This window comes from Streptomyces sp. NEAU-YJ-81 (assembly GCF_017592595.1).
In the GTDB taxonomy this organism is placed as follows: Bacteria; Actinomycetota; Actinomycetes; order Streptomycetales; family Streptomycetaceae; genus Streptomyces; species Streptomyces hygroscopicus_B.
Genome location: NZ_JAGFNO010000028.1, coordinates 67,195 through 92,875 on the forward strand (window position 1 = coordinate 67,195; position 25,681 = coordinate 92,875).

28 protein-coding genes are annotated in these 25,681 nt (G+C 70.4%); 14 read left to right on the forward strand and 14 right to left on the reverse strand.

Annotation, left to right across the window (positions count from 1 at the left end):
• Window positions 1-50: 50 nt before the first annotated feature.
• A complete protein-coding gene (locus J5X86_RS39090; protein WP_208521402.1) occupies window positions 51-482 on the reverse strand; it encodes a nuclear transport factor 2 family protein in 432 nt (143 codons plus the stop codon).
• A gap of 127 nt (window positions 483-609) precedes the next feature.
• Between J5X86_RS39090 and J5X86_RS39095 the strand changes: the two genes are divergently transcribed.
• Window positions 610-1,179, forward strand: a complete 570-nt coding sequence (locus tag J5X86_RS39095) for a PadR family transcriptional regulator (RefSeq protein WP_208521403.1) — start codon at window positions 610-612, stop codon at window positions 1,177-1,179.
• Entirely contained in the window at window positions 1,166-1,966 is an 801-nt protein-coding gene (locus J5X86_RS39100; RefSeq protein ID WP_208521404.1) for an SGNH/GDSL hydrolase family protein, read from the forward strand. The genes J5X86_RS39095 and J5X86_RS39100 overlap by 14 nt, the downstream gene beginning before the upstream one ends.
• Window positions 1,967-1,983: 17 nt before the next feature.
• On the opposite strand, the gene J5X86_RS39105 is transcribed toward J5X86_RS39100, so the two are convergent.
• On the reverse strand, window positions 1,984-2,640 hold the full coding sequence (locus J5X86_RS39105) for a DUF4232 domain-containing protein (RefSeq protein WP_208521405.1): 657 nt from the start codon (window positions 2,638-2,640) through the stop codon (window positions 1,984-1,986).
• A gap of 208 nt (window positions 2,641-2,848) precedes the next feature.
• Here J5X86_RS39105 and argC point away from each other — a divergent pair, with 208 nt between their 5' ends.
• Genes argC through J5X86_RS39130 form a run of 5 tightly spaced genes read left to right on the forward strand, consistent with a single transcriptional unit; the run spans window position 2,849 to window position 7,776 of the window.
• Window positions 2,849-3,877 carry an N-acetyl-gamma-glutamyl-phosphate reductase gene (gene argC, locus J5X86_RS39110; RefSeq protein ID WP_208521406.1) on the forward strand — a complete coding sequence of 343 codons (1,029 nt, stop codon included), beginning with the start codon at window positions 2,849-2,851 and terminating at the stop codon, window positions 3,875-3,877.
• Window positions 3,874-5,028, forward strand: a complete 1,155-nt coding sequence (argJ, locus tag J5X86_RS39115; protein ID WP_208521407.1) for a bifunctional glutamate N-acetyltransferase/amino-acid acetyltransferase ArgJ — start codon at window positions 3,874-3,876, stop codon at window positions 5,026-5,028. Before argC ends, argJ begins: the two co-directional genes overlap by 4 nt.
• Complete coding sequence (gene argB / locus J5X86_RS39120) at window positions 5,025-6,002, forward strand: acetylglutamate kinase (RefSeq protein WP_208521408.1); 978 nt, start codon at window positions 5,025-5,027, stop codon at window positions 6,000-6,002. The genes argJ and argB overlap by 4 nt, the downstream gene beginning before the upstream one ends.
• Window positions 5,999-7,201: an acetylornithine transaminase gene (locus tag J5X86_RS39125; protein WP_208521409.1), complete on the forward strand. Its 1,203-nt coding sequence runs from the start codon at window positions 5,999-6,001 to the stop codon at window positions 7,199-7,201. The genes argB and J5X86_RS39125 overlap by 4 nt, the downstream gene beginning before the upstream one ends.
• Window positions 7,202-7,209: 8 nt before the next feature.
• Complete coding sequence (locus J5X86_RS39130; RefSeq protein WP_208521410.1) at window positions 7,210-7,776, forward strand: arginine repressor; 567 nt, start codon at window positions 7,210-7,212, stop codon at window positions 7,774-7,776.
• A 131-nt stretch (window positions 7,777-7,907) separates the two neighbouring features.
• On the opposite strand, the gene J5X86_RS39135 is transcribed toward J5X86_RS39130, so the two are convergent.
• Complete coding sequence (locus tag J5X86_RS39135; protein ID WP_208521411.1) at window positions 7,908-8,897, reverse strand: LacI family DNA-binding transcriptional regulator; 990 nt, start codon at window positions 8,895-8,897, stop codon at window positions 7,908-7,910.
• A gap of 180 nt (window positions 8,898-9,077) precedes the next feature.
• Between J5X86_RS39135 and J5X86_RS39140 the strand changes: the two genes are divergently transcribed.
• From J5X86_RS39140 to J5X86_RS39165, 6 genes are all read left to right on the forward strand, one after another.
• Window positions 9,078-9,857, forward strand: a complete 780-nt coding sequence (locus tag J5X86_RS39140) for an ABC transporter permease (protein WP_237298673.1) — start codon at window positions 9,078-9,080, stop codon at window positions 9,855-9,857.
• Entirely contained in the window at window positions 9,857-10,642 is a 786-nt protein-coding gene (locus J5X86_RS39145; RefSeq protein ID WP_203348376.1) for an ABC transporter permease, read from the forward strand. Before J5X86_RS39140 ends, J5X86_RS39145 begins: the two co-directional genes overlap by 1 nt.
• Before the next feature lie 11 nt (window positions 10,643-10,653).
• Entirely contained in the window at window positions 10,654-11,688 is a 1,035-nt protein-coding gene (locus J5X86_RS39150; RefSeq protein ID WP_243982597.1) for an ABC transporter ATP-binding protein, read from the forward strand.
• Window positions 11,685-12,737: an ABC transporter substrate-binding protein gene (locus tag J5X86_RS39155; RefSeq protein ID WP_208521413.1), complete on the forward strand. Its 1,053-nt coding sequence runs from the start codon at window positions 11,685-11,687 to the stop codon at window positions 12,735-12,737. The genes J5X86_RS39150 and J5X86_RS39155 overlap by 4 nt, the downstream gene beginning before the upstream one ends.
• Window positions 12,734-13,714, forward strand: coding sequence for a nucleoside hydrolase (locus J5X86_RS39160; RefSeq protein WP_243982599.1), 981 nt, complete (start codon window positions 12,734-12,736; stop codon window positions 13,712-13,714). The genes J5X86_RS39155 and J5X86_RS39160 overlap by 4 nt, the downstream gene beginning before the upstream one ends.
• A gap of 233 nt (window positions 13,715-13,947) precedes the next feature.
• On the forward strand, window positions 13,948-15,636 hold the full coding sequence (locus tag J5X86_RS39165; protein ID WP_208521414.1) for an adenine deaminase C-terminal domain-containing protein: 1,689 nt from the start codon (window positions 13,948-13,950) through the stop codon (window positions 15,634-15,636).
• Window positions 15,637-15,656: 20 nt separating this feature from the next.
• Here J5X86_RS39165 and J5X86_RS39170 read toward each other — a convergent pair whose 3' ends face one another.
• Together J5X86_RS39170 and J5X86_RS39175 are read right to left on the reverse strand one after the other, a co-directional pair.
• A complete protein-coding gene (locus J5X86_RS39170) occupies window positions 15,657-16,673 on the reverse strand; it encodes a bile acid:sodium symporter family protein (protein ID WP_308124852.1) in 1,017 nt (338 codons plus the stop codon).
• Window positions 16,674-16,739: 66 nt separating this feature from the next.
• On the reverse strand, window positions 16,740-17,330 hold the full coding sequence (locus J5X86_RS39175) for a pyridoxamine 5'-phosphate oxidase family protein (protein WP_208521416.1): 591 nt from the start codon (window positions 17,328-17,330) through the stop codon (window positions 16,740-16,742).
• Window positions 17,331-17,381: 51 nt separating this feature from the next.
• Between J5X86_RS39175 and J5X86_RS39180 the strand changes: the two genes are divergently transcribed.
• Window positions 17,382-17,780, forward strand: coding sequence for a DUF488 domain-containing protein (locus tag J5X86_RS39180; protein ID WP_208521417.1), 399 nt, complete (start codon window positions 17,382-17,384; stop codon window positions 17,778-17,780).
• A 12-nt stretch (window positions 17,781-17,792) separates the two neighbouring features.
• Here J5X86_RS39180 and J5X86_RS39185 read toward each other — a convergent pair whose 3' ends face one another.
• The 9 genes from J5X86_RS39185 to J5X86_RS39225 form a co-directional block, all read right to left on the reverse strand.
• Window positions 17,793-18,338 carry a hypothetical protein gene (locus J5X86_RS39185; RefSeq protein ID WP_208521418.1) on the reverse strand — a complete coding sequence of 182 codons (546 nt, stop codon included), beginning with the start codon at window positions 18,336-18,338 and terminating at the stop codon, window positions 17,793-17,795.
• The gene (locus J5X86_RS39190) at window positions 18,335-20,212 is read right to left on the reverse strand and encodes an alpha/beta hydrolase (RefSeq protein WP_208521419.1); all 1,878 of its coding nucleotides are present in this window, start codon (window positions 20,210-20,212) and stop codon (window positions 18,335-18,337) included. The genes J5X86_RS39185 and J5X86_RS39190 overlap by 4 nt, the downstream gene beginning before the upstream one ends.
• A 9-nt stretch (window positions 20,213-20,221) precedes the next feature.
• Window positions 20,222-20,710, reverse strand: a complete 489-nt coding sequence (locus J5X86_RS39195) for a hypothetical protein (protein WP_208521420.1) — start codon at window positions 20,708-20,710, stop codon at window positions 20,222-20,224.
• Window positions 20,711-20,831: 121 nt separating this feature from the next.
• Window positions 20,832-21,623 carry an FAD:protein FMN transferase gene (locus J5X86_RS39200; protein WP_208521421.1) on the reverse strand — a complete coding sequence of 264 codons (792 nt, stop codon included), beginning with the start codon at window positions 21,621-21,623 and terminating at the stop codon, window positions 20,832-20,834.
• A complete protein-coding gene (locus J5X86_RS39205) occupies window positions 21,620-22,096 on the reverse strand; it encodes an FMN-binding protein (RefSeq protein ID WP_119992255.1) in 477 nt (158 codons plus the stop codon). The genes J5X86_RS39200 and J5X86_RS39205 overlap by 4 nt, the downstream gene beginning before the upstream one ends.
• Before the next feature lie 73 nt (window positions 22,097-22,169).
• Window positions 22,170-23,498 (reverse strand): ferric reductase-like transmembrane domain-containing protein, encoded by a 1,329-nt coding sequence (locus J5X86_RS39210; RefSeq protein ID WP_208521472.1) that lies wholly within the window; start codon window positions 23,496-23,498, stop codon window positions 22,170-22,172.
• A gap of 175 nt (window positions 23,499-23,673) precedes the next feature.
• Window positions 23,674-24,534: an endonuclease/exonuclease/phosphatase family protein gene (locus tag J5X86_RS39215; RefSeq protein ID WP_208521422.1), complete on the reverse strand. Its 861-nt coding sequence runs from the start codon at window positions 24,532-24,534 to the stop codon at window positions 23,674-23,676.
• A 110-nt stretch (window positions 24,535-24,644) separates the two neighbouring features.
• Window positions 24,645-24,887, reverse strand: coding sequence for a hypothetical protein (locus J5X86_RS39220; protein ID WP_162953160.1), 243 nt, complete (start codon window positions 24,885-24,887; stop codon window positions 24,645-24,647).
• 138 nt (window positions 24,888-25,025) lie between these two features.
• Window positions 25,026-25,568: a Uma2 family endonuclease gene (locus J5X86_RS39225; protein ID WP_208521423.1), complete on the reverse strand. Its 543-nt coding sequence runs from the start codon at window positions 25,566-25,568 to the stop codon at window positions 25,026-25,028.
• Window positions 25,569-25,681: the final 113 nt, after the last annotated feature.

Below are 25,681 nucleotides of genomic sequence, written 5' to 3' on the forward strand. Positions count from 1 at the left end.
ACATCACGTGCTGTCCGCGTGGCCCCTGCGGCGACGGACAGGACGTGCGTCTACTGGCCCGCGGGCGCCGGTGCGAGGCCGTCCTCGACCAGACCGGCGAGGACCGCTTCGCCGAGGGCGTGGACGGCGGACTGGGGCCGGACCATGACGGTGAACTCCTTGATCCGGCCGTCGTCGTCGAAGTGCAGCAGGTCGATGCCGTGGATCTCCTTGTCGCCCACCCGGGCGCGGAAGAGCAGCACCGCCGACGCGGCGGAGGTGCCGTCGGTGCTGGTCTGCGCGGTGCCGGTGTAGTCGCCGACGTAACGGAAGTCCTCGAACGTGCGCAGCAGGACCCCGAAGAGGCCGAGCACCATCGGCTTGCCCTCGAAGGGGGTGAACTTGACGGGGCTGTAGAGGCGGATGTCCTCGGTGAACAGGTCGTCCAGGGCCGTCAGGTCCTTGTTGTCGACGGCGGCACGGAAACGGTCGGCAGCGTTCATCGCGGCCCCACCTTCGCTAGTCATGGATGTGATTAGTCATTTTCATGACTATCATGGTTCCGTGTCCGGCGGCAGAGGCATTCCGGCGGCAGAGGCATGAAGGCAGCGGCATGAAGGAGGCGATCCCATGGCCCTACGGCACGCCGTGCTGGCAGCGCTGCTCGAGGGGGAGCTCAGCGGATACCAGCTGACCAAGGCGTTCGACATCGGCGTGGCGAACTTCTGGCACGCCCAGCCGCAGCAGCTCTACGCCGAGCTGACCCGCCTGGAGAAGGACGGGCTCATCGCGGGCCGGGAGGTGGCCCAGGAGACCCGCCCCACCAAGCGTCTGTTCCAGGTGACCGATGCCGGGCTGGCGGAGCTGGAGGAATTCACGGCCGCCTTCGCGAAGCCCTCCTTCATCCGCGACGACCTGCTCGTCAAGGTCCAGGCCGCCGACCACGTCGACACCGAGACCCTGATCGCCCAGCTCACCGAGCGGGCCGCCTTCGCCCAGGCCAAGATCCACCTCTTCGGCAAGCTGCTGCGCAAAATCCGCGGTGATCTTACGGAGGAGGAGTTCCTTCGCCACGGCCGCCCCATCGGCCCGTATCTGACCTGCCTGCGCGGCCTGGCCCTCGAACAGGGCAACCGTGACTGGTGCGAGCGCACGATCATGGTCCTGCGACAGAGGGAGCACACCCATGCCCGGCACTGACGCGCCCTACCGTCGCTACGTCGCGCTGGGCGACAGCCAGACCGAGGGGCTGGGCGACGGCGACGAGGCCACCGGTCTGCGCGGCTTCGCCGACCGCCTCGCCGAACACCTCGCCCACCACAACCCCGGCCTTTCCTACGCCAACCTCGCCGTACGGGGCCGCCTCGCCGCGCAGGTTCACACCGAGCAGCTCGCACCCGCCCTGTCCCTCCGCCCCGACCTGGCCACCGTCGTCGCCGGGGTCAACGACCTGCTGCGCCCCCGCTTCGACGCCGACCATGTCGCCCACCACTTGGAGGCGATGTTCGCCGCGCTCACCGCCCAGGGCGCCCGCGTGGCCACGCTCACCTTCCCCGACCCCGCCCGCATCACCCCGCTGGCGCGTCCCCTCGCCCCGCGCGTCGTCGCCCTTAACCAGCGCATCCGCGAAGCCGCCGGTCGTCACGGTGTCACGGTCGCCGAAACCAGCCGGCACCCCGTGGTCGCCGACCCCCGTCTGTGGAGCAGCGACCGCCTGCACGCCAGCCCCCTCGGCCACCAACGCATCGCCGCCGCCCTCGCGCACGCCCTCAGCCTGCCCGGCACCGACGACACCTGGACCCACCCCCTGCCCCCGCCGGTGATACCCGTGCCCACCGGATGGCGCGCCGCCCCCGGCGAACTGCGCTGGACCGCCACGTTCCTCGGCCCCTGGCTCACCCGGCGGCTCCGCGGCCGTTCCTCCGGCGACGGCCACACCGCCAAGCGCCCGGACCTGGGCCCGGTGGACGCGAGGCGCCCGGGCTGAGCAGGGGGGCGTGACCATCAGAAGTCGTACGGCTTCTCGGTGCTCCAGTTCAGCACGTCGGCCTCGTTCCAGCTGAACTGCGGCTTGTCGCCCTTGCTGTCGACGGAGTAGAAGGGGCCGTCCTGACCGTCCGCGCCGCGCAGCGCGATGGCGAACGACTGCGCCGTCTGGTTCTTCGAGCCGTAGTCGAAGAGGTTCACCGCGCTGTATGCCGTGCTGCCGGGCTGGAGCGTGATGCGCTTGTCGCCGCCCGGGTTGTCCTTCTTCGAGTGCGGCAGTGCGGCGCTGTCGACGTCGCCGCCGAGCTTCACGGACGGGTACGAGGTGACCCAGCACGGCTTGTCGCCCTCGTTCGACGCGGTGATCAGCAGGTGGTCGCCCTGCTGGTCGGCGAGCTGGTGCACCGCGGTGACCATCATCTCGTCGCCGCGGCACTGCTGGGCGGCCGTCGTGGCCTTGTTCGCGACCTCGTCCGACCCGCCCGAGGCGGTCGTCGAGCGCTCGCCCGTCTTGGCGTCCCCGTCGGACGCGGACCGGCTCTGCGAGGTGCCGGCGGCCTTGTCGCCGCCCGCCGCCTTCGAGCCGCCGTCGTTGCCGCCGCAGGCGGTCAGGCCCAGCGCCAGCGCGGCGGTGACGGTGGCCAGGGCGGCGGTACGAATCCGGGAAGTACGCATGATCAGGGTTCCCCTGCGTCTCGTGCGGGAGTCTTCTTCGGCGTCCCGCGGTGTGGACACCACTTTTCCCGGGGCCGCTGACGTTCTGGAAACGCCTCACTCACGCCTCACTCACGTCCTGCAAACGAACCGCGAGCGGCTGGCGGGCTTTGCATAAAGCTGCGATCAATCGTATAGTCATGCCATCGTGTGAGGGAGGAAGACGGCAATGGCCATACGTGCTGCGGTGGCAGGCGCGAGCGGATACGCGGGCGGGGAACTACTGCGTCTGCTGCTCGCCCACCCCGAGGTGGAGATCGGCACCCTGACCGGCAACTCCAACGCCGGGCAGCCCCTCGCCGGGCTGCAGCCCCATCTGCTTCCGCTGGCCGGGCGGGTGCTGGAGCCCACCACCGCGGAGGCGCTGGCCGGGCATGACGTGGTCTTCCTGGCGCTGCCGCACGGGCAGTCCGCCGCCGTCGCCGAGCAGCTCGGCGACCAGGTCCTGGTCATCGACTGCGGCGCCGACTTCCGGCTGAAGGACGCGGCGGACTGGGAGAAGTTCTACGGCTCGCCGCACGCCGGCACCTGGCCCTACGGCCTCCCCGAGCTGCCCGGGGCCCGCTCCGCGCTGGAGGGGACCAAGCGCATCGCGGTTCCGGGCTGCTATCCCACCGCCGTCTCCCTCGCGCTCTTCCCGGCGTACGCCGCGGGGCTGCTGGAGCCCGAGGCGGTGATCGTCGCCGCCTCCGGGACCTCGGGCGCGGGCAAGGCGCCCAAGCCCCATCTGCTGGGCAGCGAGGTCATGGGCTCCATGAGCCCGTACGGCGTCGGCGGCGGCCACCGGCACACTCCCGAGATGATCCAGAACCTGTCGGCCGCGGCGGGGGAGCGGGTCTCGGTCTCCTTCACCCCGACCCTCGCCCCGATGCCCCGCGGCATCCTCGCCACCTGCAGCGCCACGGCCCGGCCCGGGGTGACCGGGGAGAGCCTGCGGGCCGCGTACGAGAAGGCGTTGCGGGACGAGCCGTTCGTCACCCTCCTCCCCGAGGGCCAGTGGCCCTCCACCGCCGCCGTCCATGGATCCAACGCCGCGCTGCTCCAGGTCGCCCATGACGAGGCGGCCGGCCGCGCCATCGTGATCAGCGCCATCGACAACCTCACCAAGGGCACCGCCGGTGGCGCGGTGCAGAGCATGAACATCGCCCTCGGCCTCCCCGAGGAGCTGGGACTTTCCACGATCGGAGTCGCTCCATGAGCGTTACGGCAGCCCAGGGCTTCACGGCCTCCGGCGTCGCGGCAGGCATCAAGGAGAACGGAAACCCCGACCTCGCACTCGTCGCGAACACCGGCCCGCGCCTCGCCGCCGCGGCCGTCTTCACCTCCAACCGCGTCAAGGCCGCCCCCGTCCTGTGGTCCGAGCAGGTCCTCAAGGGCGGCCAGGTCTCGGCCGTGATCCTCAACTCCGGTGGCGCCAACGCCTGCACCGGCCCGCTGGGCTTCCAGGACACCCACGCCACCGCCGAGAAGGTCGCGGACGCCCTCGGCCACAGCGCGGGCGAGGTCGCCGTCGCCTCCACCGGGCTCATCGGCGTCCGGCTGCCGATGGACGCGGTGCTGTCCGGGGTCGGCAAGGCCGCCGAGGCGCTCTCCCCGCACGGCGGCGAGAAGGCCGCGATCGCCATCAGGACCACCGACACCGTTCACAAGACGGCCGTCGCGCAGAGCCCCGCCGGCTGGACGGTCGGCGGTATGGCCAAGGGCGCCGGGATGCTGGCTCCGGGCCTGGCCACCATGCTGGTGGTCCTCACCACCGACGCCGACGTGGACACCCCCGGGCTGGACACCGCGCTGCGCGCCGCCACCCGCACCACCTTCGACCGGATCGACTCCGACGGCTGCATGTCCACCAACGACATGGTGCTGCTGATGGCCTCCGGTGCCTCCGGTGTCACGCCCGACGCCGCCGAGTTCGCCGAGGCGGTCCGCGAGGTCTGCGCCGATCTCGCCCGCCAGCTGATCGGGGACGCCGAGGGCGCCTCCAAGGACATTCGGATCGAGGTCGTGGGCGCGGCCACCGAGGACGACGCCGTGGAGGTGGGCCGCTCCATCGCCCGTAACAACCTCCTCAAGTGCGCCGTCCACGGCGAGGACCCCAACTGGGGCCGGGTGCTCTCCGCGATCGGCACCACCTCGGCCGCCTTCGAACCGGACCAGCTCAACGTCGCGATCAACGACGTCTGGGTGTGCAAGAACGGCTCGGTGGGCGAGGACCGCGAACTGGTCGACATGCGCTACCGCGAGGTCCGCATCACCGCCGACCTGGCCGCGGGCGGCGCCTCGGCGGTCATCTGGGCCAACGACCTGACCGCCGACTACGTCCACGAGAACAGCGCATATTCCTCATGAGCGAGCCGACCGCCCGTAAACACACCGCCCTGCCCAAGGCCCGCATCCTCATCGAGGCGCTGCCCTGGCTGACCCGGCACCACGGCAAGACCGTGGTGATCAAATTCGGCGGCAACGCCATGGTCGACGACGAGCTGAAGGCCGCGTTCGCCCAGGACGTCGTCTTCCTGCGCCACGCGGGCCTGCGCCCCGTCGTCGTCCACGGTGGCGGCCCCCAGATCAGCGCCCAGCTCGAGCGGCACGGTCTGGTGAGCGAGTTCAAGGCCGGGCTGCGGGTCACCACCGACGACGCCATGGACGTCGTACGGATGGTGCTGGCCGGACAGGTCCAGCGCGAACTGGTCGGGCTGCTCAACCGGCACGGCCCGCTCGCCGTCGGCATGACCGGCGAGGACGCGCATCTGATGTCCGCCACCAAGCACTTCGCCGAGATCGACGGCGAGCAGGTGGACATCGGCCGGGTCGGCCAGATCACCGAGATCGACACCGGCGCGGTCCAGGCCCTGCTGGACGACGGCCGCATCCCGGTCGTCTCCTCCATCGCCCGCAGTGCCGACGACGGCCATGTCTACAACGTCAACGCCGATACGGCCGCCGCCGCGCTCGCCGTCGCGCTGGGCGCCGAGACGCTCGTGGTGCTCACCGATGTCGAGGGCCTCTACGCCGACTGGCCCAACAGCGACGATGTGATCAGCAAGCTCACCGCGAGCCAGCTCGAGAAGCTGCTGCCGGAGCTGGCCAGCGGCATGGTGCCGAAGATGGAGGGCTGTCTGTACGCCGTGCGCCACGGGGTCACCACCGCCCGTGTGCTGGATGGACGCGTACCGCACGCCATCCTGCTGGAGATCTTCACCGACGAGGGCATCGGCACGATGGTCCTGCCGGACGGGACCGTGATCGACCAGCGCGACAAGGGCGGCAAGGGCGACAAGGGACACCCGGACAACCAGGGCGACAAGGGGGAGGACCAGTGAGCAACGCGGAGCTGAAGCAGCGCTGGCAGGGGGCGCTCATGGACAACTACGGCACCCCCCGCCTCCCGCTCACCCACGGCAAGGGCACCAAGGTCTGGGACGCGGACGGCACCGAATACCTCGACTTCGTCGGCGGTATCGCCGTCAACTCCCTCGGCCATGCCCACCCCGCCGTCGTCCGGGCCGTGTCCGACCAGATCGCCACCCTCGGCCATGTCTCCAACCTCTTCGTCGCCGAGCCCCCGGTGGCACTCGCCGAGCGGCTGCTCCAGCTCTTCGGCCGCTCCGGACGCGTGTACTTCTCCAACTCCGGCGCGGAGGCGGTCGAGGCCGCCGTCAAGATCGGGCGGCGCACCGGGCGCACCCATATGGTGGCCACCACCGGCGGCTTCCACGGCCGCACCATGGGCGCCCTCGCGCTGACCGGCCAGCCCGCCAAGCAGGAGCCGTTCCTCCCGCTGCCCGGCGACGTCACGCATGTGCCGTACGGGGACGTGGCGGCGCTGCGCGAGGCCGTCACCACCGACACCGCCCTCGTCATCGTGGAGCCCATCCAGGGCGAGAACGGCGTCATCGTGCCGCCGGCCGGCTATCTGGCGGCGGCGCGGGAGATCACCCGGGCCACCGGCACCCTGCTGGTGCTCGACGAGATCCAGACCGGGATCGGGCGGACCGGACACTGGTTCGAGCACCAGGCGCAGGGCGTCGAGCCCGATGTCGTCACCCTCGCCAAGGGGCTCGGCGCCGGGCTGCCCATCGGCGCCACCCTCGCCTTCGGGCCCGCGGCCGACCTGCTGACCCCGGGTCAGCACGGATCCACCTTCGGCGGAAACCCCGTCGCCTGCGCCGCCGCTCTCGCCGTCCTCGACACGATCGCCGCCGACGGCATCCTGGACCGGGTCAAGCGGGCGGGGGAGCGGCTGCGTAACGGAATCGAATCGCTCGACCACTCTCTGGTAGCCCGGGTCCGCGGCGCCGGGCTGCTGCTCGGTATCGTGCTCACAGAGTCCCTCGCACCGCAGGTGCAGCAGGCGGCTCAGGACGCGGGACTCCTGGTGAACGCGGTCGCGCCGGATGTGGTCCGGCTCGCCCCGCCGCTCGTCATCGCCGACGAGGAGGTGGACACCTTCCTACGGGAGCTGCCCGCCGTTCTGGACGCCGCACGCGAGGGTGACGGGGAACGACGAGCCGGAGACTGACGACACCGATGACCGAGGCGCAGCACACCGACCCGCAGCACACCGACGTGCAGGACGCCAACCACGGCGGACCGGCCGTGCCGCAGACCCGCACCGCACGCCACCGCCGGATCGTGGACATCCTGAACCGGCAGGCCGTGCGCTCCCAGAGTCAGCTCGCCAAGCTGCTCGCCGACGACGGGCTCTCCGTCACCCAGGCGACGCTCTCCCGGGACCTGGACGAGCTGGGCGCGGTGAAGATCCGCAACACCGGCGGTGAGCTGATCTACGCGGTGCCGAGCGAGGGCGGCGACCGCACGCCGCGTGCCCCGCTCGGCGAGTCGGCGAGCGAGGCGCGGATGGCCCGGCTGGCGGCCGAGCTGCTGATCTCGGCGGAGGCTTCGGCCAACCTCGTGGTGCTGCGCACGCCGCCGGGCGCCGCCCAGTTCCTCGCCTCGGCCATCGACTCGGCGGAGCTGCACGACATCCTCGGCACCATCGCGGGCGACGACACCCTCATGCTGATCAGCCGCGACCCGGTGGGCGGCCAGCAGCTCGCGGACCATCTGCTGCGCCTGGCCCAGAAGGAACGCTAGCCGGGTCCGGTGCGGTTCGGCAGCGCCCGAAGGGGCGCGGGGCTGTATCGATATGCGGCTCCGCCGCGGGGTGCGACCAGCCACGATGGACCCGCAGGCGACGCACCGGGCTTCCAGCGGAGCGCTGAGGTTCAGCCGTCGCTCCGCGGCGCCGCCGTGGAGTCGCGCACCACGAGATGGGTGGGGATACGGATCCGTGGCGGCCGCCCGCCCGGGGACGGGGTCTCCCTCACCAGCCGGCACGCCGCGCTGCCCGCCTCCTGAAGGGGCACATGCAGCGCGGTGCTGCCCGGCTGGGTCATGCCGATGACGGTCAGGTCGTCCGAGGCGGCGAGGCTGATGTCCGCAGGCACGCGCAGCCCGGCTCTGCCCAGCCCCATGAAGAGCCCGAGCAGCACATAGCTGCTGTAGGCCATGACGGCGGTGACCTGGGCCTCGTGTCGTACCAGATGCTCCGCCGCGGCGAGCCCGGCGTCGAACTGCGGCGGTACGGGGTCCAGTACGGTCAGCTCGCCCCCGCTGTCCGCCACCGAGTCCAGCGCGGCCTTCCGGCGCTGCCGGTCCATCCAGGAGCCGGGCGGGCCACCGAGGTAGGCGATGCGGCGGTGGCCGAGGTCGAGCAGATGCGCCGTCAGCTTCCGTACGCCGCCGGGGGTGTCCACCACCACTCCAGGCAGTCCCGGCGCCGTGCGGTCCACGGTCACCACCGGCAGCCGCTCGGCGAAGGCGCGCAGCGTCGCGTCGGCGTTGACCGGCGCGACCAGGATGAGCCCGTCGACCTGGGATCCCAGCTGCGTCACCAGCTCCCGCTCCCGTTCGGCCGAGTGGTCGCAGACCCCGAGCAGCACATTGCCGCCCGCCTCGGTGAGGGACTGCTGAACCCCTGTGACGATGGGCGGGAAGAAGGGGTTGGCGAGGGTGGGGACGATGACCCCCACCAGGCCGGTGTGGCCGGTGGTCAGCGCACGCGCGGTGGCGTTGAGCCGGAATCCCATCTCGGCGGCCGCGCGGGAGACCCGCTCCCGGGTCTCCCGCGCGACCATATCGGGCCTGCTGAGGGCGCGCGACGCCGTCGAAGTGGACACGCCCGCCGCGCGTGCGACATCTGTCAGCCGAACCATCCGCCCCTGCTTTCCTTGCTGGTTACACGGTTTTAACCGGCCACCGTTGACGGTCTCCCCGTGCTTAGCGTAGCTTGCCTGCAATCGGTTGCTGCAACCGGTTGCAGACATCCGATCGCACTCAAGGGGGACCGGCCCGTGTCACGCAGAGCGGCATCAGGCCTCTTGCTCCTGCCGGGCATGGCGCTTCTCGCCTTCGGCTTTCTCTATCCCTTCGGCATCACGCTGTTCGCGCCGCCCGCCGCTGACGATCCGGATGTCCTCGGCAAACTCGGCTCCATGCTCGGGGACGGCTATGTCCTGGAGGTGGCGGCCCGCACCGTCAGGGTGGCCGCCCTCACCACGGCGATCTGCCTGCTGCTCGGCTTCCCGGTGGCGTACCTCATATCCCGGGCGCCCGCGCGCCGCCAGGGACTGCTGCTGGCCCTGGCGGTCTTCCCGCTGCTGCTGTCCACCGTCGTGCGCACCTTCTCGTGGCTGGTGATCCTCGGCCGCAATGGGCTGATCAGCTCCCTGCTGGTCGACCTGGGGCTCGCGGACGGCGGTACTCAGTTGCTGTACACCGAGTTCGCCCTGGTCGCCGGGCTCACCCAGCTCTTCACTCCGATCATGATCCTGACCTCGTACAGTTCGCTGTCCCATGTCGACGCGAAGCTGGAGGAGGCGGCCCGCGGACTGGGCGCGAGTTCGGGCCGGGCCTTCCGGCGTGTGGTGCTGCCGCTCGCGCTGCCCGGGGTGCTGGTCGGCGCGACGCTCGTGTTCGCCGGCGCGGTCACCGCGTTCACCACGCCGCTGCTGCTCGGGGGGACCCGTAACCGCACCCTGGCCACCCTGCTGTACGACTACGCCAATGTGAAGCTCGACTGGGGCGCGGCCAGCGCCGTCGCCCTGATCATGACGGCCCTGGTGCTCGCCGCGAGCGTGGTCTCGGGCCGGCTGTCCAAGGTGGGGGCGGTCTGATGCGCGGCCGTCCGGTGCTCACCGCGCTGTCCGCGCTGGCGATGGTGTTCCTGCTGGGACCGATCCTGCTCGTCGTGGCGATCGCGTTCTCCTCCGGCGACACGGTGGAGTTCCCGCCCCCGGGCCTGTCGGGCAGGTGGTTCGGCAAGGCGCTGTCCTACCAGCCCTTCCATGCCGCGCTCGGCACGAGTCTGCTGGTCGCGGCCGGGGCCACGGTCCTCGCCCTGCTGGTGGGCATACCGGCCGCGCTGGCCATCCAGCGGCGGCGATTCCGCGGTCGCAAGGCGGTCGAGGCGCTGTTCCTGTCCCCGGCGATCGTTCCGGAGCTGGTCCTGGGCTTCGCGCTGTTCCAGCAGCTGATGGTCACCCTGCGGATCACCGCCCTGGGCGCGTTGCTGATCGGCCACACCGTGCTGCTGCTCCCGTACGCGGTACGGGTGACCGGGGCGTCGCTCGCCATGGCCGACCCCGCCCTGGAGGAGGCGGGACGCGGTCTGGGCGCGGGCCCGCTCAGGACGTTCCTTCACATCACCCTGCCGGTGATGACGCCCGGCATCGTCTCCGCGGCCGTGCTGTCCTTCCTCACCTCCTTCAACAACGTGCCGCTTTCGCTGCTTCTCAACGGCCCGGGAGTCTCCAGCCTCCCGGTCGAGATGCTCCACTACGTCGAATTCTCCTTCGACCCGGTCGTCGCGGCCGTGAGCACGCTGCTGCTGGCGGCGACCGTGCTGGTCGCCGTGGTCACGGAGCGGCTCGTCGGCTTCAACAAGGTCTTCAGCAAGTAGGGATGCGCCAGATGACGACGCCTGTGGTCCAACTCCAGGGCATCACCCGGGAGTTTTCGGGTTCGGTGGCCGTGGATGCCATCGATCTGACCGTGGAGCGCGGACAGTTCACCGCCCTCCTCGGCCCGAGCGGCTGTGGCAAGACGACGACGCTGCGGATGATCGCGGGATTTCTGTCCCCCAGCGGCGGCACGATCCTGCTCGACGGCAAGGACGCCACCCGCCTGCCGCCCGAGCGCCGCAACATCGGCATGGTCTTCCAGTCGTACGCCCTCTTCCCGCATCTGACCGTGGAGAAGAACGTCGCGTTCGGGCTGCGGATGCGGGGGGTGCCCGCCGCCGAGATCCGCACCCGGGTGGGCGAGGCGCTGGAGCTGGTCGGGCTCGCTCATCTCGCACGGCGCAAGCCCAAGGAGCTCTCCGGCGGCCAGCAGCAGCGGGTCGCGCTGGCCCGCGCCGTGGCCATCCGGCCCTCGGTGCTGCTGCTCGACGAGCCGCTGTCCAACCTGGACGCGCGGCTGCGGATCCAGATGCGGCAGGAGCTGCTGCGCGTCCAGCGCGAGACCGGGCTGACCACCATCCTGGTGACCCACGACCAGGAGGAGGCGCTCGAACTCGCCGACTCCATGGTGATCCTCGACCGCGGCCGGATCGTGCAGCAGGGCCATCCGCGCGAGGTGTTCCGGGCGCCCGCGACCCGCTTCGTCGCTCAGTTCCTGGGCTACGAGAACTTCCTCGACCTGCCCGGACGGGGCCGGGTCACCATCCGGCCCGAGCACATCGAGATCCTCGCTCCCACCCAGAAGCCGCCCGCCGGCGGTGAGGTGGTCGACGCGACCGTCACCGCGGTCCGGTTCCGCGGTACGGACTTCGCGGTCACCGTCACCGTCGGCGACCGCACACTCCAGGCCGTCAGCACCGACGAGGCCCTGCGCCCCGGCGCGTCGATACGGCTCCATCTGCCCCTGGCGCGGGCCGTCCCCCTGCCCGGCGACGACGCTGACGCCCGGCTCGAACCCCCCGATCAGCAGGAGTGCCCCGCATGATGCGCACCACCCGACTCATAGGCGGCGCAGCGGCCGCCGCCCTTGTCTCCCTCTCCCTCTCCGGCTGTGCCCAATCCGCCGACGCCGATCCCAAGAAGCTGACCGTCAGTACCTTCGGCTTCGGCGCCGACCAGTTCGAGAAGACCGTTGTCAAGCCGTTCGAGAAGAAGACCGGGATCGACGTCACCGTGGAGGCCGGAGCCAACGCCGACCGGCTGACCAAGCTGCGCGTCAACAAGGCCGACCCCACCGTGGACGTCGTGATGATCTCCGACCTCTTCGCCGCCATGGGCCAGAAGCAGGGCCTCTTCGACAAGATCGACCCGAAGAAGGTCCCCAACGTCTCGAAGATCTATGACTTCGCCAAGAGCACGGACGGCTATGGACCGGCCTACACCTACCAGCTCCTCGGCATGCTCTACCGCACCGACAAGTTCACTCAGCCGCCGACGCTGAAGGACCTGTGGGATGCCAAGCACAAGGGGAAGGTCGCCGTCCCCGACCTGTCCACCAGCGCCGGCGCCCCGTTCCTCCAGGCCACCGCCGCGACCTACGGCTCCGGGCCGAAGGACACCGACACCGCCTTCAAGAAGCTCTCCGACCTCAAGCCCGACGTGCTCAAGTTCTTCAACCGCAGCACCGAGCTGGTGAGCCTCCTGGACCGCGGCGAGGTCGAGATGGCCCCCGGCCTGGACCTGTTCGCGGTGGACCCGGCCAAGGCCGGAAAGCCGATCGGCTGGGCGCCGTTCGACAAGGGCCGCTATGTCGCCGCCAACACCGCCCAGATCGTCAAGGGCGGTAAGAACAAGGCCGGCGCCGAGAAGTTCATCAACTATCTCCTCTCCGCGGACGTCCAGGAGAAGGCGGCCGCCTCCTTCAGCGACAAGCCGGTCAACAAGGACGCCAAGGTGCCTGCCGTGATCACCAAGGTGTCGGGCAAGGCCGCGAGTGACCCGTCCGCCGCCGGCTTCACCTCCCCCGACCTCGGCTACGCGGTCGACCACAACGACGAGTGGGTGGACCGCTTCCAGCGAGAGGTCTCCGGATGAGCGAGGCCCCCTCACGGGTCATCATCGACTGCGACCCGGGCATCGACGACGCGATCGCGCTCATGCTGGCGTACGCGTCGCCGGAGCTCGACATCGCGGGCGTGTGCACCGTCGCGGGCAACGTCGGACTCGATCAGGTCGTCGACAACGCCCTACGGCTGTGCGACGTGATCGGCGGCCCGGCGGCGGACACCCCGGTGCTCCGCGGATACGCCGGGCCGCTGGCCCGGGTGCCGCGCCACCCCGATGAACCGGTGCACGGCGCGTACGGCCTGGGAGGCGTGGAACTGCCCGCGGCCGGCCGGGCCGCCCAGCCGGGCCACGCCGTGGACTGGATGGCCGACCAGATACGCGACCGCCCCGGTGAGATCACCCTGATCGCGACCGCGCCGCTCACCAATGTCGCCGCGCTGCTGCACGCCCACCCCGACACCCGGACGCGGCTCACGGAGATCGTTGTCATGGGCGGAGCCGCGTTCGCCCCGGGGAACACCACGCCCGCCGCCGAGTTCAACTTCCACGCCGACCCCGAGGCCGCCCGGTATGTCACCGAGGCCGGTGTGCCGCTGCGCATCGTCGGGCTGGATGTGACCCGCCAGGCCCTGACGCCGCTCGCCGACGCCCAGGCGCTCATCGCCGACGGCGCCCCGGTGACCGCCGCGGCCGGGCACATGCTGAGCCACCTCATCGAGCGGTACGCGCGCCGCCACATGGTGCGCGCCTGCGCCGTGCACGACGCGCTCGCCGTCGCCGCCGTCGTCCGACCGGAACTCCTGGAGTGGACACCGGCATGGGTGACCGTCGAGTGCGCGGGCGAGTTCACCCGTGGTGCTCTGGTCGCCGACGTCCACGGGCGCACCGGGCGGTCGGCCAACGCGAAGGTCGCGACGGGCGTCGACGCGGACGCGTTCCGAGCCTTCCTGATGTCCCGGCTGCGCGGCCGCTACGGTGCGGCCGGCGCCGCGTCGTCCCACTGACCCCCGGCTGGGGGCACCCCCAGCGGTAGCCGGGGCGAGCGAAAGGGCGCGCCGCTGTCGAAAGGGAGCGCGCGCAGGCCCCTCGGGCTCTCGTCGATATGCGGCTACCGCCGCGTGGCGGGCCGAGCACGGTCGACCGTCGACGCGGGGCACCCCCGCCGAAGACCGGGGGAGGCTCGAGCGCCCCGGAGGCGAACCGAGCCGCAAAAAAATGGAAACGAGCAGGAGACCCCATGCCGATACCCAGCCACTGCGACCTCCTCATCCGTGGTGCCGGCGTCGTCTCGGTGCACACCGGCGAGATCGTCCCGGCGGACGTGGTGGTGAGCGGCGACCTCATCCGCGCCGTCACCGCGCCCGGTGTGCGGATCGAGGCCGACCGTGTCCTGGACGCCGACGGGCTGCTCCTCGCGCCCGGATACATCGACGCGCATATGCACATCGAGAGCTCGCTGCTCACGCCCGCCGAGTTCGCCCGGATCACCGTGCGGCGCGGTACGACGACGGTGCTCGCGGACCCGCACGAGATCGTCAATGTGGCGGGGCGCGAGGCCATGGCGTGGATGATCGAGCAGGGCCGTTCCCCCTCACAGACCATGCTGTGGGCCGTGCCCTCCTGCGTGCCCGCGCTCGAAGGCTTCGAGACTGCGGGATCCCGGCTGACCGCCGAGGACATCGCCGACATGCTCGGCTGGGAAGGGGTGACCACCCTCGGCGAGGTCATGGACTACCGCGCCGTGGTCGCGGGCTCCCCGCGCATGCGGGCCATCGTCGACGCCGCCCGGCGTAAGGGCGTCCGCCTCGACGGCCACTGCCCGGGCCTCTCCGGCGACGACCTGGGTGAGTATCTGTGGGCCGGGATCGACTCCGACCACACCAAGAACACTCCCGAGGTGGCCGTCGAGAAGGCCCGCCTGGGGATGCTGCTCATGCTCCAGGAGAAGTGCCTGACCCCCGAGCTCGTCGGGCGCCTCCATGAGCTCCCCGTCCTGCCCGACTTCTGCCTGGTCACCGACGACCTGGCGGCCGACGCCATCCTCGAGCACGGGCACCTGGACCACATCGCGCGGGTCGCGCTGGACGCCGGGCTGGGCCCGCTGACCGTCCTGCGCGCCCTCACCCTGCACCCGGCACGGCGCCTCGGCCTCGACGACCGGGGAGTGGTGGCCCCGGGCAAGCGCGCCGACCTCGTCCTGCTGCGTGCCCTGGAGGACCCGACGCCGGTGACCGTCGTCTGCGGCGGGCTGGTGGTCGAGGACTCCGGCGCCCCGGCGGCCCCGGCGGCCAACCCCTTCGCCGACTCGGTCCGCCTCGTGCCCCTCGACGAGGACGACTGCCGCTGGCGGGTCGATCTCCCCGACGGTGAGCACACCTTCCGGGCGCTCAGGGTGAACCCCGTCGACACCTACACCGAACCGGCCGAGATCGCCCTGCCCGTGCGGGACGGCATCGTGGAGTGGGAGGGCCGCACGGCCCTGCTCGCCGTGTACGAGCGCCACCACGGCAGCGGCCGCCGGGCCATGGCGCCCGTGGTCGGCTTGGACCTGGCCGAGGGCGCCGTCGCCACCACCTACGCGCACGACAGCCACAACCTCACCGTCATCGCCACCGACGCCCCCGCGCTGCGCCACGCGGCCAATCGCGTCATCGGCTCACAAGGCGGCATCTGTGTGGCCGTCGCCGGCCGTCCGGCCGTCCATCTCCCGCTGCCGGTGGGCGGCGTGATGTCCGCGGCCCCCGCGCCCGAGGTCGCCGACGGCGCGGGGGCCGTACGGGAGGCGTTGCACGCGTGGGGCTGGCGCCACCGCAACGCCTTCATGAGCGTCTCGACGCTGACCTTGCCGGTGTCGCCGCAGGTCAAGCTCACCGACATGGGCCTGGTACGGGTGGTCGACCGGGCCTGGGAGCCGGCCGTCATATGACAACGGTCGGATGACCGCCGTCAGCCGGCGGCCGCCCCGCGCGCCCGGTACGACATCCAGGCCGCCACCACCGCGCCCGAGACGTTGTGCCAGACGGAGAACACGGCGGCCGGGAGCGCGGCCAGCGGGCTGAAGTGGGCGGCGGCCAGGGAGGCGGCGAGCCCGGAGTTCTGCATGCCGACCTCGAAGGCCATGGCGCGGCTGGCGGGCGGGCCCAGCCGGGCCACCTTGCCGGCCCCGTATCCCAGCGCCAGGCCGAGCCCGTTGTGGAGCACCACGGCGAGCAGCACCAGCGCCGCCGCCGACTTGATGGCGTCCGCGCTGGCCGCCACCACGACCGCGACGATCACGCCGATGGTGACGGCTGACAGCCAGGGCAGCAGCCCCAGCACCCGGTGGATGTACCGCCCGGCGACCAGCCGTACGACCAGCCCCCCGATCACCGGCAGCAGCACGGTCTTGAGGATGTCGGTGACCATCGACCCCGCGTCCACCGGCAGGAACTCCCCGGCCAGCAGCAGCGTCAGCGGCGGGGTGACCAGGGGCGCGAGCACCGTGGAGACGGTGGCGACCGAGACCGACAGGGCCACATCGCCGCGCGCCAGATAGGTCACCACATTCGAGGCCGTTCCGCTCGGCGCACAGCCGACCAGGATGACTCCGGCCGCCAACTGCGGGGAGAGATCGAGGGCGTTGGCGATCAGCCACCCCAGCCCCGGCATGATCACATAGTGCGCGACCAGCCCGAGGGCCACCGCCCACGGCCGCTTGACCACACCGGAGAAGTCCCGCGGGGTCATGGTCAGCCCCATGCAGAACATGATCACGCCGAGCAGATAGGGCACATTCGGCGCCCAGCCGCTGAAGGTGCCGGGCGTGGTGAGGCCCGCCGCCCCGGCGGCGAGGACCAGGATGGGGAAGACGGTGACGGCCCGCCGGGCCGCCCGGTCGGTGGAGGTGGACTCCGGCGTCGGCGAGGGCGGCTGGGCCGCCGTCGCCGAGGGGTCCGCCGCGGAGCTCTTCGATTCGGATCGCACCGCGTGATCGAACGCTTCCGGAGGTACCTTCCGCAACACCGTCTCGTTATGTGGTCACTACACCCACTATGGGGAACCGAGAGGCGGCAGCGGCAGCGGAAGCCCCGGCAGACCGTCGAGGCTGCTGGCGATGTGCTCCTTCTTGTGGAAGTAGCGGTCCAGCGACGCGTCGTCCTCCCGCCGGAAGCGATCGCCGTGCAGCGTGCGCTCCTCGCGATAGTCCATGAAGGGGACCGCGAAGCCGCAGGTGTCCCGGATCAGCTCGGCCGTCACCACGATCACCGCCCGCAGCCCGTGGGCGTCCACGTCGATGCCCGGGAAGTGCTTCAGCAGCGCGCCGAAGCGCGGATCGTCACGGAACACCGGCTCGCCCCGGCCATGCACCCGCACGATGTTCGGCGGGCCGGTGAAGGCGCACCACATCAGGGTGATCCTGCCGTTCTCCCGCAGATGGGCGATGGTCTCCGCGTTGCTCCCCGCGAAGTCCAGGTAGCCCACGGTCAGTTCGTCGAGCACGGCGAAGGAGCCGGCCAGCCCCTTCGGAGAGAGGTTCACCGTGCCGTCCCCGTCCAGCGGGGCGGTCGCGGTGAAGAAGATCTTCTGTTCTTCGATGAAGGTGCGGAGTTTGCCGTCGATGCGTTCGTACACCTTTCCCATGTGGCGCATTATCCTCGCGGGTGGCCGCCGGGGCGATGTTTCCATGGACGTATGGCCTCCAAGAAAGCCTCCGCGCGAGCGTCCGCGACCGGGCCCGCGATCCGCATCCGCCGGGTGTACGACACCCCCGGCCCGGACGACGGCACCCGTGTCCTGGTGGACCGCGTCTGGCCCCGCGGCCTCACCAAGGCCGACGCCCACCTGGACGAATGGGCCAAGGACGCCGCCCCCTCCACCGAACTGCGCCGTTGGTACGGCCACGAACCGGACCGCTTCCCCGAATTCACCCGCCGCTACCGCGCCGAACTCACCACCCCGGAGCGCCAGGCGGCCGTCGACCACCTCCACGCCCTGGCCACCTCCGGCCCCCTGACCCTCCTCACGGCCGTGAAGGACCTCGACCACGGCCATGTCCAGGTCCTGGCCGAGGCAATCCGCGACCACGGATGAGCGCCGCGACGGTCAGCCGCTTGATGTGCCGGATTCGCGGAAGCACCGGGAGGTGACATCGACGGAGATCAGTGGCTCATGGCCGTCCCGGCCCTTCATCCAGGTGACCTCGAGATGTGTGTGCGTCTTCGTGTGGACGGCCACGATCTCCAGATTCCGGTTCTTGCTGCTGTCCGGCCCGTGCCGCAACACCTTCCAGCCCTTCTTCGGCAGTTGGTCCGCGAGGCGGTCCATCCCCTCACCGAGGGCGCTGTTGTCCACGCCGTACAGCGACCATGGATGGGCCACGACCTTGTAGCGCGGTGTGTCATCGCCACCGGTGTCGCAGAAGTTGGTCATGGGCCCGGGTTCGGTTACCTGACCTTTGACCCGGAGCATCTCCAGGACCCTGCTGGACAGCGAGCCGACTTCGTCCTCGACTTCCTGCTTGTCCCGCACCACGGGCTCGTAGCCGAGTTTGTTCACGTCCTTGTCCACGGAGGAACATCCCATCATCGGCAGCAGGGCGCAGGGCAGCACCAGAGCCATCCGGATCCGACGTCGACCGATGCGCGTCACCAATGGGCTTCCCTGTCCAGTTTGACATCGTCGTATCTCCCGACAATGACCTTGGCTTGGTTTTCCAGACTGACAGACGGTGTATTGGACTCCTCGGCCCAGAAACCACCATGACTGGGGGAGTCGCTTTCCATGAGATTCGCGCCGAATGCCTCGTCCGTGGGAATGACTCCGTTCTCGCCCAGCCCGCCGAGCCGTCCCCCTTCCCTGACCCATTTGTCGTCGCCACCGCCGCCCATGGCCCATACGTGCTTGGGGTTGAGGCCGAGATCCGCGGCGCGCTCCACCTGCATCCCGGGACTGCCGACTGCGATGATGTCGTCAGCGACGCGATAGTCGCTGGGGTATTTGGTTGTGTCGCCGATGACTGTGCTGCCATAGCTGTGTCCGATAAGGGTCGTGTGCGAGGTGTCCCCGGTGGCTGACTGATGGGCCGCCCCTGTGCCGTCCAGGAAGTGCCGGAGCGTGGGCGCGGCTTTCCTCGCATATGAGTCGTCCCTCGCCTCGGGGTCGATGTCTCCGGCGTCACCGGGCTTCGCCGAGCGCGGTGCATCGTAGTCGAACCAGGTGATGGTCGATGTAGATTCGCCAGGGGCCAGTTTGTTGCTCTGCCGCCACAGGCGATCGCTCTTGTCGATCTCGTCGTCGATATTCCCTAACACCGTTTTCGTGCCTGGGACGAACACCGCTGTGTGGTCGGCGGTGTCCGGGTTGCCGTTGGCGATGATGACCCTTCCGTCTTTGTTCGCAAAGGGGTCAAAGCCGAGTAGATACGCTTCGGGCAGGTCGCCGGTTCCCGTTCGCTCGAAGCGCTGCTGAATGATGTCCATGCCGGATATCGCGTTGTCCAGCTTTTTCTTCCGGTCGTTCCACTTGGTCCACTCCACCGTATCTACTTTCCCTACCGGCTGTCCGGTCTCGGGATCGTAGAGCAGCTTGCTCTTCGTGGGCTCCTGCGCCAGCAGACGAGTGCGATCTTCCGTGACACGGGCGCGGGACTCCGCAAGGACGGTGCGGTTCGCCTCGTCGCGGACCTCGGCGGGGAGCCCGTCCAGGTCACCCACACTGGCGGGGTGTAAAGAGAGGTAAGCGTCCTGTTCTTCCGGGGAGAGGCCCCGCCACCAAACGGCGTTCGCCGTCGGATCACCGTGTTTGGGAGGGGGCTTGATGTCGTCCAGATAGCTCTTCGCGGCCTTGCGGACGCCGCCGGTGTCGTTCTCGACGTCGATCCAGTCCTTGGCCGAGACGGTCAGGTCGTCATCCGCTTTGAGCCGCCGTAGCTTCGGGGCCCACAGTTCGTCGGCCTCCGTCGCTTCTTTGACCGCCTCGGCTATCCGGTTGGCGTACTCGATGGCCCGGCCGAAGTAGGGGTTGGGGTGTTGTGCCGCCGCCTGCCGGTCCAGCGCGTCGGCGAGGGATGACGGGTCGACCGGGTCGAGTGGACTGTCGCCCCTGTCGCCCCCGGAGCTGCCGGTCACCCTGCCACCCGCCGGCACCTTGCCGTCGACCTTCTCACCTCCCGCCGGGTAGCTGACCGAGCCGTCCGCGTTCACCGTCATCTTGTCGGCTCGGGCGTCCTCGACGGCGGCCTCGAGCTTGTTCTTGGCGGCCTGCATCTCGGAGTACAGCGCCGTGAGGGCCGTGGTGACCAGGCCGCATTCCACCTGGGCGTAGTGGAAGTTCTGCCACAGCTCCCGCAACTGCTTGAGGGCCGCACTCGCGGCCTCGCCTTCGAGGTCGGCCTGCATCTTGCCCGCGATCCGTTGTTCCAGGATGTCCTTGGCCCCGCTGACCAGATCCCTGGTGGCGCGGTACCCGGCCGCCGCATCCTCGAACTCGGCGGGCTCGAGAGCCTTCAACGCCGCGTAGTCCATCGGCTCGGATCACCGGCCCCGGCTCTGGCCGCCCACCTGAGGGGTGTCTTCGTAGCGTTTCTCCAGTTCCTCGAACGCGTCCTGGACGGCCTTGTCGTTCGTGTAGTGGTTCTGGCCCGCCTTCTCCAGCCGCCCCTTGAGCGCGGCGCATCTACCGCTCACGTCGTCCAGGTATCGCTTCCAGGACCGGTAGACCTCCCGCTGAGCGGCGACGCACTGCGAGCCTGGGGCGGCAGTGGGACCGATCACGGGGATCACCGCCAACGGGTCGAAGCCCTCGGGGCTCTTCTGCCCCCGCTCCAGCTCCGTCAGCGCGGTCTTGACGATTTCCTTGAGCGTTCCGACCCCGCTCGCCGCCGCGGTCCATGCTTTCTTGTCGGACCGGAGACCGCCCGAGTTGCCGCCGCTGCCCCACCCGTCAGCGCTCGCGAGCCTCGTGCTCACGTCCGTTGAGGCACCTGCTTTGATGCGCGCCCACTCCTGCTCGAAGGTCGTCACGACCTCTGCCCCCCCCCGGGTCAGTGATGGAAAAACCACGTGGAGTCTAGGGAGGTCAGGGGGCGGGCGCCTGAGTATTCCTACTCAGCGTGTCGGTGGGCTGGTCAGACCAGCCGCGGCCCTACACGCACAGCCCCGCCGTATAGCGGGCGAAGCCGCTGGTGTGCCAGGTGGTGCCGTCGGCGGTGATGACGAATGCCTCGGCGTCGGGGAGCCGTCCCAGCCAGGGGCGGGCGCGGTCGGCGCCCATGGCGCAGGCGGCCGTGACCCAGGCGTCCGCGTCGGCCAGGCTGGTGGCGATCACGGTGACCGAGGCCAGGCCCTGTGCCGGGGGGCGTCCGGTGCGCGGGTCCAGGATGTGGCAGCCCCGCTCGGCCGGGCCGGAGGTGGCCACGGCCAGTTCGCCGTGTGCCTCCACGACCGCCGCCAGCTCGCCCCGGCGCAGCGGATCGGCGATGCCCACCCGCCACGGGCCGCCGTGGACCTGGACGTCGCCGCCGCCGTTCACACACACCGACCCGGCGCCCGAGGAGACCAGCATCCGGGCGGCGCGCTCCACGGCCCAGCCCTTGACCAGGCCCGTCGGGTCGGGCTGGCCACCGGCGTAGCGGGCGCTGAACCAGCCGCCGCTGCGGTGCTCGGCGTCCTCGCACATCCGCAGCACGTCCCGGACCTCCGGGTCGCACCGCGACAGCGTCAGCTCACCGCGCCCCAGCCGGCTGATCTCGCTGTCCGGGCGATAGGTGGAGAACAGCTCGTCCACCCGGTGCAGCCCCGCCACGGCCCCGTCCAGCGCGGCCTGCACCCGCGGCCGGTCGGCGGCCGCGACCTCGCGTACGTCGAAGGAGAAGACCGTGCCCATGACGTGCTCGACATGGCGCAGCGGCCCGGGTTCGTCGCTCTGGTACGTCATTGGGCACCTGCCTTGTCGAGAGCGCTCTGCAAGGACTTGGCATAGCCCTCGCTCGTGTAGGTGGCACCGGAGACCGTGTCCACCTTCGCCGCGGCCACCGCCTGCTGATTGAGCTTCGGGATGGAGTCCTTGGCGATCTGGTCGCTCTGCGGCCCGGAGTTCGGCGTCTTGACCGCCTGCGCGGCGGTGATCTTCCCGCCGCTGACGGTGAGGCTCACCTGGACCGGGCCGTACTGGGTCTGCGCGACGTCGCCGGTGACGGTACGGGCGCCACCCGCACCCGCCCCGGCCCCCGCGCCGCCCCCGCCCGGCTGTGCCGTGGCCGCGACCGGGGGCGCCTGCCCCGGCTGGTTCTGGGCGACGGCCTCACCGCCCCCGGAACCAGGCTGCTTCAGTGCGAGCAGCAGCACCACACCGGAGACGGTGGCGGCCGTGCCCAGGACGATGCGGCGCAGCGGATGCTTCCTCTTCATGGCTTCCCCTCGGTCACAGCTCGAACGACTGGGTCACGGCTCGAATGTCTCGGTCACGGCTCGGACGTCTCGGTCACAGCTCGAACGATTCGTGGTGGATCCGGCGATCCGGAACGCCCGCCTCACGCAGCGCGCCGTACGCGTGCTCGGCCAGGCCCGGTGGGCCGCACAGATAGACGTCGTGGTCCTCGATATCGGGGAGCAGATGGCCCAGCCGCTCCGCGGTGATCTCCGGCCGGGCGCCGTCCGGGCCGTTCACGGCGTACAGCAGCCGGGCCCCGCGCTCGGTCGCGATCTGCTTCAACTCGCTCCACAGCGCCAGATCCCCGACGCTGCGGGCCCGGTACAGCAGGGTGAGGTCGCTGCCCTTGCCCGGCAGCGTCTCGAACAGCGCCCGGATCGGGGTGATCCCGGCCCCGCCCGCGATCATCAGCACCTTGCCGCGGCTGCGCCGCGCCGCGGTCATCGCGCCGTACGGCCCCTCCGCCCACACCCGCGTCCCCGGCTGCAGCGAGGCCAGCCCGGTGCTGTGGCCGCCCACCGCCTTCACCGTGATCCGCAGCAGCTCCGGCCGGGGCGGCGCGGAGAGCGAGTACGGATGGGAGCCCCAGCGCATGCCTGGAGCCAGGAACCGCCACCGGAAGAACTGCCCGGCCTGCGCCCCGATCCGGTGCAGCTTGCGCCCCTTGATCAGCACCGACACCACCCCGGGCGCCTCCGGTACGACGGCCTCCACCCGCATCCGGTGCCGCAGATTCAGCCGCAGCGGCACCAGCAGCCGGTACCAGACCGCCAGCGCGGTGACCGTGCCGTACAGCGCGTACCAGGCGGTCTCCGCGGTCTTGTTCCCGACGAACTCCGCACCGGTCGCGAGCTGGTGCCAGAACGTCAGGAAGACCGCGGCGTAGGTGAGCAGATGCAGGTAGTACCAGACCTCGTACGGCATCCGGCGGCGCACCATCCCGGCCGAGATCAGCCCGATCACCACCAGGATCGCGGTGCCGACCGTCGCCTTGATCATGTCCGGGTAGTCCGTGACCACGGTCACGGACTGGTCGACGAAGCCGGTGCCGGCCTGTTCCGCGTATCCGGCGATGATCAGCCCGACATGCGCCACGATCAGGCACAGCGCGTACCGCCCGCTCATCGCGTGCCACCGCGCCACCCGGTCCGACCCCACCCGCCGCTCCAGCGCCGGAACGCGCGCCATCTGCAGGACGACGAGGGCCAGGACATAGCCGCCGAGCAGCCCACTGAGCCGTCCGGCGTGGGTCAGCCACTGCGCGGTGCCCTCGACGTTCGGAGTGTTCTGCCACCACAGCGACAGCACCGCCGCCGCGCCCGCCCAGCTGAGCAGGATCAACGGCACGGCTGGCGAACGGCGAGGCTGGATGCGGCGCATGGCCTGCCGCCGCCCGGCCCGGCTGTTCAGTAGCGTCGTCACGGCCTGTCCCCTTCCCTTGGGCTCCGGCGCAAGGGAATACGGCCGCGAGCGCGGGATGACTCAAAGGCCGACGGGATTCACAGGTTTCGGTCGGGGTTCACAGGTTCGGGCCCGGAATCACAGGTTCCGGGATTCACCGGTGGTGGCGGCGTACGGGCATCCGCAGGTCGCTCACCACCGGCAGATGGTCGGACGCCTCCGGGTCCGCCGTGACCACCTGGGCGGTGAGCGGGCGCAGGTCGCGGGAGGCGAGGTGGAAGTCGATGCGGGCGTGCGGGTTGAGGGCGTCGTAGGTGAAGCCGTCGCCGCCGCCGGCCCGCGGCCACACGTCGTCGAGCGCGCCGGTCAGGATCCCGATCTCCGGGGTCTCGGGCGTGGCGTTCAGGTCACCGACCAGGACGGTGTGTTCGGGGGAGGACCCGAGGAGCTCGACGATCCGGGCGGCCTGCCGCTCGCGCTCCTTGTTGTCGTCGTGCTGCAGATGCGTCACGGCGAAGTCGACGCAGGTGCCGCGCACGTCCACGGTGGCCTGGAGCAGGCCGCGCTGCTCGTGGCCGGGGACGAGCGGAAGGTGGGTGTTGGTCCACGACCGGATCGGCCCGCGGGAGAGCACCGCGGTGCCGTACTGACGGCGCGGCCGCCCGGGCTCCTCCGGGTCCAAGTCGAGGTTGGCGCCGAAGACGTGACGCATCCCCAGCCGTTGGGCCAGCCAGGCGGGCTGGTCGACGAAGCCGCTGCGCTTCCAGTACCGGTCGACCTCCTGCAGGCCGATGACGTCCACCCGCAGGTCCTCGATCACCCGGGCGACGCGTTCCAGGTCCAGTACGTCGGCGGGGCCGGCGCCGTGGTGGATGTTGAACGTGGCCACGCGCAGCCGCCGCGGACCCGTGGCGGCTGCCGCCACCCCGGACGTCCCGGCGGCGGCCGTGGCGCCGAGGCCGGCCGCCACGGCGAGGAATCTGCGTCGACTGGGGGCAGTATTCAGGTGATTCATGGCGGTCAGCGTGCGTTCCGGTTCCGAACGTCGTCCCACGGCGCCATGAACGGCCCTGGGCGGGCGGGAGTCGTCGTCGCGTTCCACCCACCAGGGAACCGCGAACGATGTCACCGATGGTCGAACTTGATCGGGTAGGACACCGTAGAGCGCGGTATGGGCTGCTTCTTGCCGCCCTTTCCGTTCTTGGTGCCCTTCCCATCGTCCTTCTTCTTCTCGAAGTGGACCGGGTACCGGGCCGTCTGATGCGGATTCGGCGACTTGCCGTCGCGGGTGTTGCCGTCACCATGGTTGTTGATCACCAACACCCCCACCACGATCGCGCCGAGTATCATCGTCTGCTTCTTCTGCACCGGCCCCGACTCCCCTTCGGTCCGCAGCTGTGTCTCCCCCGCACCGACCATGGTGACATCACCGCATCAGCCATACGAGCCGTCCGGCAGCGTGGCAACCTCGTCGTCACGCGGGCCGGTTACGAGGGGTGCCGGACCTCAGGCCCTGCGCTTGAACTCGCTCGTGGGGATGTCGACCGTGCCGCCATCCCTCAGACGCAGCGTGACGGTCTCGCCGTAGGTGTATTCGTCCCGCGATGCGTAGCTGTCGTCCTTAGGGCGCGTCAGCAGCGTGCACCGACCGGTGAAGGGGTCGATGATCAGGTAGATCGGAACGCCGAAGTGTGCGTACTGGCGCACCTTGACCGCGTAATCGTTGCCGTCGTTCTTGGTGGAGACGATCTCGACGGCGGCCAGGATGTCCTCGTACGAGTAAGGCTCGGCCGCGCCCTCTTCGAGGATCGTGACATCCGGTACGCGAGGGGGCTCTCCAGGGAACTGGATCAGTACGTCGGACAGCAGGCGGGACTTGTCGATTCCGGCCGCCATGGCGGCCATCTGGACGTCGAGGATGGTCCAGCTCTGGATGCTGCTCTGCGGCGTCATGACGATGTGGCCCCCCACGACCTCGATCTTGAAGCCCTCGAACTGTGCTGCGGCGCGCTCAGCCGTTTGCCGGAGGATGTCGTCCTGGACGCCCATGCTGGTTACCTCCCCTTTCGGGCACCTGATACCGGCATCGTAGTGCCGCTGCCTGACGCCCTCCCGCCTTCCGCTTTGACGAACCATGCGGCCCAGTGCATACTTATGCCTAA